10 protein-coding genes are annotated in these 11,649 nt (G+C 74.0%); 6 read left to right on the top strand and 4 right to left on the bottom strand.

Going from position 1 to position 11,649, the window contains the following annotated elements:
• From I4I78_RS08860 to I4I78_RS08845, 3 genes are all read right to left on the bottom strand, one after another.
• A partial coding sequence (locus I4I78_RS08860; protein ID WP_308251984.1) for an adenosylcobinamide-GDP ribazoletransferase occupies positions 1-754 on the bottom strand: 754 nt, incomplete at its 3' end.
• Positions 755-2,587, bottom strand: coding sequence for a bifunctional adenosylcobinamide kinase/adenosylcobinamide-phosphate guanylyltransferase (locus I4I78_RS32680; protein ID WP_308251983.1), 1,833 nt, complete (start codon positions 2,585-2,587; stop codon positions 755-757).
• A gap of 115 nt (positions 2,588-2,702) precedes the next feature.
• A complete protein-coding gene (locus tag I4I78_RS08845) occupies positions 2,703-3,368 on the bottom strand; it encodes a DUF3043 domain-containing protein (protein WP_218610747.1) in 666 nt (221 codons plus the stop codon).
• Positions 3,369-3,404: 36 nt separating this feature from the next.
• On the opposite strand from I4I78_RS08845, the gene I4I78_RS08840 reads away from it, so the two are divergent.
• The 3 genes from I4I78_RS08840 (at position 3,405) to I4I78_RS08830 (ending at position 6,178) form a co-directional block, all read left to right on the top strand.
• Positions 3,405-4,532: a glycerate kinase gene (locus I4I78_RS08840; protein ID WP_218610746.1), complete on the top strand. Its 1,128-nt coding sequence runs from the start codon at positions 3,405-3,407 to the stop codon at positions 4,530-4,532.
• A 200-nt stretch (positions 4,533-4,732) separates the two neighbouring features.
• Entirely contained in the window at positions 4,733-5,095 is a 363-nt protein-coding gene (locus tag I4I78_RS08835; RefSeq protein ID WP_218610745.1) for an iron-sulfur cluster assembly accessory protein, read from the top strand.
• Positions 5,096-5,242: 147 nt separating this feature from the next.
• Positions 5,243-6,178, top strand: coding sequence for a carbohydrate kinase family protein (locus I4I78_RS08830; protein ID WP_218610751.1), 936 nt, complete (start codon positions 5,243-5,245; stop codon positions 6,176-6,178).
• A 69-nt stretch (positions 6,179-6,247) separates the two neighbouring features.
• Here I4I78_RS08830 and asnB read toward each other — a convergent pair whose 3' ends face one another.
• On the bottom strand, positions 6,248-8,194 hold the full coding sequence (gene asnB / locus I4I78_RS08825; protein WP_218610744.1) for an asparagine synthase (glutamine-hydrolyzing): 1,947 nt from the start codon (positions 8,192-8,194) through the stop codon (positions 6,248-6,250).
• A gap of 212 nt (positions 8,195-8,406) precedes the next feature.
• Between asnB and I4I78_RS08820 the strand changes: the two genes are divergently transcribed.
• The 3 genes from I4I78_RS08820 (at position 8,407) to I4I78_RS08810 (ending at position 11,398) form a co-directional block, all read left to right on the top strand.
• Positions 8,407-9,372: a cytochrome c oxidase subunit II gene (locus tag I4I78_RS08820; RefSeq protein ID WP_218610743.1), complete on the top strand. Its 966-nt coding sequence runs from the start codon at positions 8,407-8,409 to the stop codon at positions 9,370-9,372.
• 14 nt (positions 9,373-9,386) lie between these two features.
• Positions 9,387-9,785: a cytochrome c oxidase subunit 4 gene (locus tag I4I78_RS08815; protein ID WP_218610742.1), complete on the top strand. Its 399-nt coding sequence runs from the start codon at positions 9,387-9,389 to the stop codon at positions 9,783-9,785.
• 635 nt (positions 9,786-10,420) lie between these two features.
• Positions 10,421-11,398 carry a hypothetical protein gene (locus tag I4I78_RS08810; protein ID WP_226379358.1) on the top strand — a complete coding sequence of 326 codons (978 nt, stop codon included), beginning with the start codon at positions 10,421-10,423 and terminating at the stop codon, positions 11,396-11,398.
• Positions 11,399-11,649: the final 251 nt, after the last annotated feature.

Below are 11,649 nucleotides of genomic sequence, written 5' to 3'. Positions count from 1 at the left end.
CGAACCGGCGACGGGTGTGCGCGGCCAGCCCGACGACCAGCAGCGCCGCCAGCGCCACCCCCGCCGACGCGGAGAACGCCGTCGTGACGTGGTGGGCGGACCCGCCGGTGATCGGCGCGGTGAGCAGCGGCGCGGCGGCCGCGGCGAGCGCCAGCCACCACAGGGGCGCCACCCACGCCGGTTGCGAACCGGCCACCGTCGCGCCCAGGCCCCCCGGCCGGGCCGCGGCGACACCGCGCCGGGCGACCCAGCAGAACCCGGCCCGCCCGGTCGCCGCGGCGAGCGCGCACCCGGTCAGCACCGGGACCGGGCCCGCGGCCGCCAGCTGGGCCAGCGCCCCCGCCTGCGCGCCCAGCACCACGATCAGGGTGACGACGGCGAACGGCCCGGCCCCGCCGTCGGCCATGATCCGCAGGGCCCGCTCGGGGGGCCCGTAGCTGCCGAGGCCGTCCGCGGTGTCGGCCAGCCCGTCGAGGTGCATGCCGCGGGTGACCAGCGCCCAGAACCCGACCACCAGCAGCCCCGCCACGACCGGTGACACGCTCGCCGCGGACAGGCCCAGCAGCAGCCCGCCGCCGGCGAGGCCGAGCGCGGCCCCGACGACCGGTGCCCAGCGCAGCGCCGACGCCGGGGCGCCGGCGGGCAGCGACCCGTCGTCGCCGGTGCGCACGCGCGCCGGGAGCACCGTCAGCCAGCTCACCGCCAGCAGCGGCCCGGCGGCGAACGAGCGCCCGGGCGGGGTCGGCCCGTCCACTCAGCCGGCCCCGAGCGGGACGATCCCGGTGTCGACGGCGGTCCCGGTCTCGGCGATCAGGCGGGCGGCGGTGACCAGCAGCGGCAGCACCGCGACACCGGCGGTGCCGTCGTCGGTGCGCAGGCCCAGGCCGAGCACCGGGGTCAGGCTCAGATGCTCGAGCACCAGCGTCATCGCCGGCTCCGTGGAGCCCTGGGCGGCGACCCACCACTCCCGGGCGCCGGGCGCGAGCTCCTCGGCCAGCAGCGCCGCGGCGCCGACGACGAGACCGTCGAGCACGACCGGGACGCGACGGTCCGCGGCCCGGGCGAGGAATCCGGCGATCACGACGATGTCGCTTCCGCCGACCGTGCGCAGCAGCGCCAGCGGGTCGCGCAGGTGCTCGCGGGCCCGGCGCAGCGCGTCGCGCACGGCGGCGGCCTTGCGCATCCAGGTGTTGTCGTCGATCCCGCTGCCGCGCCCGATCACGGCGACCGGCTCGGCTCCGGTCAGCGCCGCGACCAGCACCGATGCCGGCGTGGTCGCGCCGACCGCGAGCGAGGCCGGGACCAGCACGTCGGCGCCCGCGTCGATCTCCTCGTCGGCCAGGCGCTGACCGGTGCGGTAGGCGCGCTCGGCCTGCTCGGAGGTCAGCGCGTCGGCCCGGTCGATCCGGCCGGACCCGCGGGCGACGACGTGCTCGCCGGCGTCGCCGTCGGTGACCGGGAACGAGAGCCCCACGTCGACGGTGCGCACGGCCGCTCCGGCGGTGCGTGCGGCGATGGTCACCGGCAGCGTCCCGGCCAGCGCGGCCGCCGCCCGGGCACGCCCGGCGTCCGACGGGTAGGCCGAGACCCCGGCCTCGGCGATCCCGTGGTCGTCGGCGACGAGCAGCACCCTGGCCTGCACCGGTGGGCGCGGCGGGCACTCGCCCTGGCAGGCGGCCAGCCACGCGCCCAGCTCGCCCAGCTCGCCGAGGCCGCCGACGGGGACGGCCAGCGCGGAGATCCGGGCCACGGCCTCCCGCCGCGCGGCGACGTCCGGGCGCGTGACCGGCTGCGGACGCAGCGGCTCGAAGTCGGCCGGGGCGAGGACGGCCGGATCGGCCTCGCGCGGAGCGCTCTCGGCCGGGCGCGTCGCGACCCCCGGCCCGGAGGTGGTGGCGGCCGGCATGACCGGACGTGCGCCGACCGGGCGGCTCCCGGCGGCCGCGACCGCGGCGGCCGCGCCGGGGGCGACGACGCCGTTGTCCGGCGTCGTGGCACCGGCGGAGGGTGCTTCGGTCTGCGGGGGAGCGGGGGCGGCGAGGCCACCGGCCGGCGAGAGCGGCACCGCGAGACCGGCGATCACCAGCACGGTCTCGTCGCAGGCCTCGGCCAGCGCGGCGTTCAGCGCGCCGAGCTGGTCACGGAACACCCTGCCGGAGCGCGTCTCCGGGACGACGCCCATCCCGACCTCGGCCGAGACCAGCACGACCCGGCCCCGGGTCCGGCGCACGGCGTCGACGAGGGCCTCGGCCCGACGGGTCACGGCGGGGGGCAGCGTCGGCTCGGTCCAGGCCGAGGCGTCGTCGAGGACGTTGGTCAGCCAGGTGCCGAGGTCGTCGACCAGCAGCGGTCCCGGACCGGACAGCTCGCCGACCAGGTCCGGGGACTCGACGGTGACCCAGGTCGCCGGCCGGCGACCGCGGTGCGCGGCGATCCGCGCCTCCCACTCGTCGTCGCCGGGCAGGCGTCGGGCGGTGGCGGCGTAGCGGACGGCGGTGTCGGCAGGCAGCAGGTCCTCGGCGTACCCGGACTTACCGGAACGGGTACCGCCCAGGACGAGCGTGCGCCGCGGTGCAGGGGAGCTCACGGGCCCATCGTCGCGGATCCGCTCCACGCCCTCGCACCCGGACCGGCGATCGACCGTCCAAGGCCCGCTCCGCCGCCGTCGACGGCGTCTGGCGGACCTCGCGGTACCGGCCGCCTCAGACCTGGGCGCCCCGGGCCACTCTCGGCTTGGGCACACGCATCCGGCGGGGCTGGGTGGCCCGGGAGAACGAGTACCACCCGGTACCCAGCGGGCTGATCTTCTCGTCCGGGAACTTGGCGCGCGCCCTGCGCGTCACCTGCATCCCGAGCAGCGTGCCCTCGACGAGCATCACGGCGAGCATCAGGAACGTGAACAGCGTGACGTACTGCTGCACCGCCGGGACCTGCACCAGCGCGGCGATCACGACGAGCGCGGCCAGCGGCAGGAACAGACCGATCACGTGCGGGCGGGAGTCGACGATGTCGCGCACGTGGGCGCGCACCGGGCCGCGGTCGCGGGGGAGCAGCACCCGGTCGTCGCCCGCGTCCATCCGCCTGCGGCGGTCCGCGGCGGCCTTGCGCCGGTCCTCCTTGGCCGGGCGGTTCTGCTTGGCCAGGCGGGAGGCCTCGCGCTGGGTCCGCGGCGGGGGCGGCGCCGGTCCGCGGCGACGGCCGGGGCCTTCGGCCTCGCGGCGTTTCGGGGTCGCGCGGCCCTTGCCGGGCGTGGTGCGCGCGCGCGAGCGTGCCTCCGCGTCGGAGTCCGAGACGGCGGTGTCGCCTGCCGCGTTCGTAGGCGTGCCGGACTCGGCGTCGGTGCTCTCGGAGCGGCGCAGGAACCTCACGTGTCCCAGAGTACGGGCGCGGCTAACCTGCCCGACATGCGCGTGGTCGTGGCTCCGGACTCCTTCGGCGGAACGTTGAGCGCGCGCGACGCGGCGGAGGCGATCGCGACCGGGTGGCGGCGTGCCGCTCCCGCGGACGACGTGCGTACCGTCCCGCTCGCCGACGGCGGCACCGGGTTCGCCGAGGTGCTGCAGTCCGCGCTCGGCGGGACGCTGCACGAGCGCACGGTGACCGGCCCGCTGGGCGAGCCGGTGACCGGGTCCTGGCTGCAGACCGGCGACACCGCCTACCTGGAGGCCGCCGCGGCGTGCGGGCTGCACCACGTGCCGCGCGAGCGCCGGACCCCGGACGTCGCGCTGCGGGCGACCACCCGCGGCGTCGGGGAGCTCGTGGCCGCGGCCCGGGACGCGGGCGCCCGCCGGATCGTGGTCGGGCTCGGCGGCTCGGCCACCACCGACGGCGGCGCCGGGATGCTGGCCGCGCTCGGCGCCGTCGCCCACGACGCGTCGGGCGCTCTGCTGCCCGACGGCGGCGGCGCGCTGGCCCGGTGCGCCGGACTGCGCCCGCCACCGGCGTTCGACGGGGTCGAGCTGGTCGCCGCGGCCGACGTCGACAACCCGCTGCTCGGCACGCACGGTGCCGCCGCGGTGTTCGGTCCGCAGAAGGGCGCCGACGCCGCGGCCGGGGCCGAGCTCGACGCCGCGCTGGCCGTGTTCGCCGACGTGCTGGCCACCGCGACCGGCACCGACGTCCGCGACGAGGCCGCGGCGGGCGCGGCCGGAGGCCTCGGGGCTGCGCTGCTGGCGCTGGGCGCCCGCCGCGAGTCCGGGGCCGGGCTGGTGCGGAGCCTGGTCGGCCTGGACGCCGAGCTGGACGCGGCCGCCGCGTCCGGCGGGCTGGCCGTCACCGGGGAGGGCAGCTTCGACTGGCAGTCGCTGCGCGGGAAGCTGGTCACCGCGGTCGCCCGGGGCGCCGCGGACCGCGGGATCCCCTGCCTGGTCCTGGCCGGGCAGTCCTCGGTCGGACGGCGCGAGGCCGGCGCCGCCGGGGTGGACGCGGCCTACGCGGTGGCCGACGAGGCAGGCCTCGAGGCGTCGCTGGCCGACCCCGCGGGCACCCTCGCCGCGCTCGCCGAGCAGGTCGCCCGGCGCTGGAGTCGCTGAACCTCGGGGCGGCCGCAGGGGCCGGTGACCGAATTCACCCCGGTTCCGGGGCAGGCGCGATGGCCCTCGCCTCCCCCCGGTGGGCCCGGGAGGGCATACGATGGCGGGTGGACGCAGGGCCGAAAGACCGGACGGAAACCGCTCAGCGAGACCGGCGTCCGCCGGGAACAAGTTCCGTTCCGCACGTTGTTGGGAGAGTCATGACCGTAGACAACACGGTGGACACCACCACCGAGACGCACGGCGTCGAGCTCAGTGACGCGGCCGCCGTCAAGGCGCGTGCCCTGCTCGAGCAGGAGGGTCGCGACGACATGCACCTGCGGATCGCGGTGCAGCCCGGTGGCTGCGCGGGTCTGCGGTACCAGCTGTTCTTCGACGACCGCTCGCTCGACGGCGACCTGTTCAAGGACTTCCACGGCCTCAAGGTCGGGGTGGACCGGATGAGCGCCCCGTACCTGCTGGGCGCCCAGATCGACTTCGTCGACACCATCGAGAAGCAGGGCTTCACGATCGACAACCCGAACGCGGGCGGCTCGTGCGCCTGCGGTGACTCGTTCAACTGAGTCACTTCCCAGGTTGATAAAAGACCTGGTCAGGGACCCGAACGGGCCTCGTCAAGATCTTCGTGATCCTGACGGGGCCCGTTCTGGTGTCGTAGGGTGCCCTACGTGCCTATTGCCGTAACGGGATCCATCGCCTCCGACAACCTCATGCACTTCCCCGGGAAGTTCTCCGAGCAGCTGCTCGCCGACCAGCTCGACCGCATCTCGGTCAGCTTCCTGGTCGACGAGCTGGTGGTCCGGCGAGGTGGCGTGGCCGGCAACATCGCGTTCGCGCTCGGTGTGCTGGGCCAGGCCCCGGTGCTCATCGGCGCGGTGGGTCCGGACTTCGCCGACTACCGGAAGCTGCTCGATGACCTCGGGGTGGACACCTCGGGCGTGCACACGTTCGACGACGTGCACACCGCACGCTTCACCTGCACCACCGACGACGACATGCGCCAGATCGCGTCCTTCTACACCGGCGCCATGGCCCGCTCCCGCGAGATCGAGCTCGCCCCCATCGCCGAGCGTGTCGGCGGGTTCGACCTGGTGCTGATCGGTGCCAGCGACCCGGACGCCATGGTCCGCCACACCGACGAGTGCCGCGAGAAGGGCTACCCCTTCCTGGCCGACCCGTCGCAGCAGCTGGCCCGGATGGAGGGCCCGGAGGTCCGGCGCCTGATCGAGGGCGCCAAGTACCTGGTCACCAACGACTACGAGTACGAGCTGCTGCTCAAGAAGACCGGCTGGACGGCCGAGGAGGTCGCCTCCAAGGTCGACACCCGGATCACCACCTACGGCGAGAAGGGCGCGGTGATCGTCGAGCGGGACGGCACCGAGACCCGCGTCGACGTGGTGCCCCCGACCGAGCTGGTCGACCCGACCGGCGTCGGCGACGCCTGGCGCGCCGGCTTCCTGACCGCGCTGGGCGGCGGGCTCTCGCTCGAGCGCTCGGCCCAGCTCGGCGCGCTGATCGCGACCTGGGTACTGGAGTCCGACGGCCCGCAGGAGTGGGCCTGGGACCGCGCGGCGGCCCTGACCCGCCTGCGTGACACCTACGGCGACGCCGCCGCCGACGAGATCCAGGCCGTCCTCCCGGCCTGACCGACCCCACATGCACGAACGGCCGGTGACCCCGTGCGGGTCACCGGCCGTTCGTCGTCGGTGGAGGTCCTAGATCTTGACCGGGTAATGCGGTGCCGGGATCTCCGGGGTGATCCGGCGCTCGACGAAGATCCCGTGCCAGAGCAGGAACACCAGCATCGTCCAGATCCGGCGGCTGTGGTCGACCGGGCCGGACCGGTGCGCGTCCAGCATCCGGTGCACGGCCTGCAGGTCGATCAGGTGTCCGGCGCCGGACTGCTGGATGATGTCGCGCGCCCAGGCGTACATCTCGTCGCGCAGCCAGTGCCGGATCGGTACCGGGAAGCCCAGCTTCGGCCGGTTCAGCACGTGCGAGGGGATGATCCCCTCCAGCGAACGGCGCAGCGCGTACTTCGTGGTCCCGTTCGCGCCGTGGGTGATCTTCTGGGCCTGCGGCAGCGAGGACGCGACGTCGAAGACCTCGGGGTCCAGGAACGGGACGCGCAGCTCCAGCGAGTGCGCCATCGTCATCTTGTCGGCCTTGACCAGGATGTCGCCGCGCAGCCAGGTGAACAGGTCCACGTGCTGCATCCGCGCGACGTCGTCCCAGTCGCGGGAGGCGAAGTAGTGCGGCGCCGTGACGTCCTGGTGCGACACCCGCGGGTCGTAGCCGCGCAGCACCTCGTGCAGCTGGTCGTCGCGGAAGATCCGGGCGTTGCCGTAGTAGCGCTGCTCCAGGTTCAGCGAACCGCGGCGCAGCAGGTCCTTGCCCCGCATGCCCTCGGGCATCCGGCGCGACGCCCGGCGCATCAGCGGCCGCAGCGTGCCCGGGACCTTCTCGAACGGGGCCAGCGACAGCGGCTCCCGGTAGATCGAGTAGCCGCCGAACAGCTCGTCCGCGCCCTCGCCGGAGAGCACGACCTTCACGTGCTCGCGGGCCTCGCGGGCGATGAACCACAGCGGGACCAGCGCCGGGTCGGCCACCGGGTCGTCGAGGTACCAGACGATCTGGGGCAGGGCCTCCATCATCTCGTCCGGCTTGACCGTGCGGACCACGTGCCGGACGCCGATCGCGGCGGCGGACTCCGCGGCGACGTCGACCTCGGAGTAGCCCTCGCGCTCGAACCCGGTGGTGAACGTGATCAGGTTCGGGTTGTGCTCCTTGGCCAGCGCCGCGATCGCGGTGGAGTCGATGCCGCCGGAGAGGAACGCGCCCACCGTCACGTCGGCGCGCATGTGCTTGGCCACCGAGTCGCGCAGGACGTCGGCGATCTCGCCGTGCACGATCGCCTCGGCCTCGGCGCTGGCCGGGGCGTGCGAGGGCAGCGAGAGGAACTTCGGCTGGAAGTAGCGCTGGTGCACCGGCTCCTCGCCGGGGCTGACCGTGACGTGCGTGCCGGACTCGACACGGGAGATCATCCGGTGCAGCGACCAGGGCTCGGGCACGTACTGCAGAGTCAGGTACTGCTGCAGCGCGGCCGGCTCCAGGTCGAGGCCGATGCCCATGTTCTGGGCGAGCGAGAGGATCGACTTCTTCTCGCTGGCGAACACCGTGCCGGCCGCGCTGGTGGCCATGAACAGCGGCTTGATCCCGAACGGGTCGCGGGCGACGAACAGCTCGCGCTCGACCACGTCCCAGATCGCGAACGCGAACATGCCGCGCAGGCGCTGCACCGCGTCCGGGCCCCAGTAGTGGAACGCCGCGACGATGACCTCGCCGTCGCCCTCGGTCGCGAACGCCGCGTCGAAGGTCTCGACCAGCTCCTCGCGCAGCTCGAGGTAGTTGTAGATCTCGCCGTTGAAGACGATCGTGTACCGGGTGTCCTCGCCCGGCACCGGACCCCAGTGCAGGGGCTGGTGCGAGTGGTCCACGTCGATGATCGACAACCGGTTGAACCCGAGCACCAGGTCGTGGTCGTTCCACGTCCCGCTCTCGTCAGGCCCCCGGTGACGCGCGCACCGCAGCGCGTCGGCGATCGGCTCCACCCGGCTGGCGGCATCCGCCCCGGCGGTCAGCAATCCCAGCAGTCCGCACACGAGAAGCAGTATGCGGTAGTCCCTGAACGGGTTGCGCACGCCCCGGGTGTGCCACCCCCGGGCAGCGCGTGGTGGGCCTCGTTCGTCTAGTCTCTACGCGAGGTCGAAAGTCGCGCGGTGCGTGATCTTGTCGGTCGCCCAGTGTAGGCAGTGCACGCAGGAAGAATGCGTGAACGGTGCAGCGAGAACAGACGTCAGGAAGGCGGCGCGCAGTGGGCCGAGCAGAACGCGCGACGGGTCACGCCCGCTCCCGTTTCGTCCGGGTGGCGAAACTGGGTGTGGTGGCCGCGCTGGCGGTGCCCGCGCTCACCGGGTGCTCCGTCGAGGAGGTCATCCGGTTCGGCTGGCCGGTCGGGGTCACCCCCGAGGCCGAGTCGATGCGGAACCTGTGGACCTGGTCCGCGATCGCCGCGCTGATCGTCGGCGTCATCACCTGGGCGGCGATGTTCTGGGCGATCATCCTGCACCGCAAGCGCAAGGACGACGACGGCTCGCTGCCCCGCCAGACCCAGTACAACCTGCCGGTCGAGCTGGTCTTCACCGCGATCCCGACGGTCATCGTCGCGGTCCTGTTCGGGTTCACCGTCAACGTCCAGAACTACGTGGACAAGGCCGACCCGACGAACGGTCGTCCCGCCGACGTGCAGGTCGCGATCACCGGGTTCCAGTGGAACTGGAAGTTCGACTACCCGGGCCAGATCGCCGCCGACGGCCGTCCGATCGAGACCCTGGGCACGAGTAGCACGATCCCGCTTCTGGTGCTGCCGACCAACCGCAGCATCCAGTTCACCCAGACCTCGAACGACGTCATCCACTCGTTCTACGTCCCGGAGTTCCTGTTCAAGCGCGACGTCTTCCCGATGCCGGAGCGCAACGAGCAGGACAACACCTACGTGATCGACAACATCGAGCGCGAGGGTGCGTTCGTCGGCCGGTGCGCCGAGCTCTGCGGTTCGTACCACTCGCAGATGAACTTCGAGGTCCGCGCCATCTCGCCGGAGCTCTACGAGCGCTACATCGCCCTGCGCAAGCAGGACAACCCGCAGACCCGGCTGCCCTACACCGCCGGTGAGGCGCTGGCCGCCCTGGACTGCGGCCGGTGGTGCGCCCCCGAGGCCGTGACCACCTACCCGTTCACCACCGATCGCGGACAGCTGGCCGCGCAGGCCAACGGCTGAGAAGGGGATCACCGATGAAGATCGAGTCCCGCATCTTCGAGCTCTGCACCGGGTTCTTCTTCCTGTGCGCGATCGTCTACACGATCCTCGCCCGGGAGCCGGTCGGCGTGTCCGCGCTGTTCCTGACCGGTGGCCTGTCGCTGATCGTCGGCACGTACTTCCGGTTCGTGTCCCGGCGTCTCGACGAGCGCCCGGAGGACAATGCGGAGGCCGAGATCTCCGACGGCGCAGGCGAGGTCGGCTTCTTCTCGCCGGGCAGCTACTGGCCGGTCATGATGGCCGCCGCCGCAGCACTGGTCGGGATCGGCCTGGCGTTCTTCTACGTCTGGCTGATCGTGATCGCCGGCATCCTCCTCCTCGGCGCGATCGGCGGGCTGGTGTTCGAGTACCACATCCGCCCCGCCGACCACTAGGCCCCACGCACACGACGCCCCCTCGGCCCGCGCCGAGGGGGCGTCGTCGTGTGCCCGGGTCCCCGTCAGGCCCGGGTCCCCGTCAGGCCCGGCCGCCTCGCCCAGCCGCCGAACGGGCCCGCCCTCCGCCCCCGGCTCTCGCCGGGCAGGTCCGCGTCGCCCCGGCTCTCGCCGGGCAGGTCCGCGTCGCCCCGGCTCTCGCCGGGCAGGTCCGCGTCGCCCCGGCTCCCCGCCGGGCAGGGGTCCCGCTTCCGCCCGGCCAGAAGCCGCGTCCCGAGGGGGTCCTTCGGGACGCCCGGGTGAGCGAGGGGACCCCCTGGGACGTTGTCCGGCGAGGCCGGGCCACGCCGTCCGGCAGGGCCGGGTGCCGCGCGCCCGGCGTGAGCCGGAGCTACCGGGCCGCGAGGGGTCCCTTCGGGACGCCCGGGTGAGCGAGGGGGCCCCTCGGGACGTCGTCCGGCGGCTTCGGGCCGGAGGTGTGCGCGGCGCGGTGAATCGGTCGGCTCGGCGTCGGGAGGGAGCTCGAAGCCGGGTATCGGCCGGGGCAAGTGGGGAGTTGTCCACAACCTGGTGGGCGCGTCCACATCGGCGAGATCGTGGGGTCGGTGGGTCCCTGCCGGGGCGAGGCTGTCGGCATGGTCGAGGTGCGCAGTAGGCGTGGTCGTCAAGCTCCGCGGATCGAGGACGTCCCGGCGTTGTGCGGAGGCTACGTCGTGACCGTCGCGATGCTGGAGAAACTCGGGCTGCACCGGCGCACGGTGTCGCGGCGGTGCCGGCCGGGCGGTCCCTGGAGCAGTCTGGCGCCGGGCATCGTGAAACTCGGCAACGGTCCGCCGACGCGTGACGACCGCCGGTACGCGGCGTTGCTGCACGCCGGCCCCGGAGCCGTGCTGACCGGGCTGGACGCCCTGGCCCTGCACGGTCTCCGGAACGCCCCGGCGCCGTTCGGGCCGGTCCACGTCCTGGTCCCGCACGGCTGTCGACGAGCGGGCGCCGGTGTGGCGCTGGTCGAACGGACGCATCGGCTGCCCGATCCGGAACCGGGCCGGTGGCCGCTGGCCCCGATCCCGCGGGCGGTGCTCGACTTCGCCCGCCGGTCCCGTGACCGCAACGCGGTCCGGGCCGTCGTCGCGGAGGTCGTCCAGCGCGGGTGGTGCACGGTGCCGGAGCTGGTCGAGGAGCTGGAACGGGGGAGCAGCCGCGGCACGGCCGTCGCCCGCGGCGTCCTCCGCGAGATCTCCGACGGGGTGAGGTCGGTCGCGGAGGCGGAGGCCCGTGCCCTGGTCCTGCGCAGTGGGCTCGTCGCACCCCTGTGGAACCCGCGTCTCGACGACAGCGCCGGCCGGTTCGTCGCCTACCCGGACGCGTGGTTCGACGAGGTGGGCCTGGCCTGGGAGATCGACTCCGTCGAGTACCACCTGAGCCCCGCCGACTACGCGCGGACGGTCCGGCGCAGGTCGGCGATGATGGCGAACGGTGTCCTGGTCGTGCAGACGCTCCCGAGCGACCTGCACTCCCGGCCCCGCGAGGTGATGGCGGAGCTGATCCGCTGCCACGGGCAGGCCGCCCGGCTGCCCCGACCGTCCGTCACCGCGATCCCCGCCGACGAATGACCGGCCCGGAAAGCTCGACCCGGCAGCGCGAGGGGCCCGTTCGGGACGCCCCGGTGAACGAGGGGACCCCTCAGGACGCCGGGGCCCGCCGCGAGGCAGGGGACCCCTTCGATGCATCGAGACACCCGGAGGCTGCGCCCCGAGGGGAACTCCGGGGACCTGATCGTGAGCGAGGGGACCCCTCGGGACCCCCAGGCTCGCCGCCGGGCCAAGATCCGGCGCACCGGGATACACGGGCCCGCCCTGAGGGG

The sequence above is a fragment of the Pseudonocardia sp. KRD291 genome, from assembly GCF_019263595.1.
In the GTDB taxonomy this organism is placed as follows: Bacteria; Actinomycetota; Actinomycetes; order Mycobacteriales; family Pseudonocardiaceae; genus Pseudonocardia.
The sequence above is the reverse complement of the archived record's forward strand: the minus strand, read 5'-3'. Positions and strand labels throughout refer to the sequence as shown.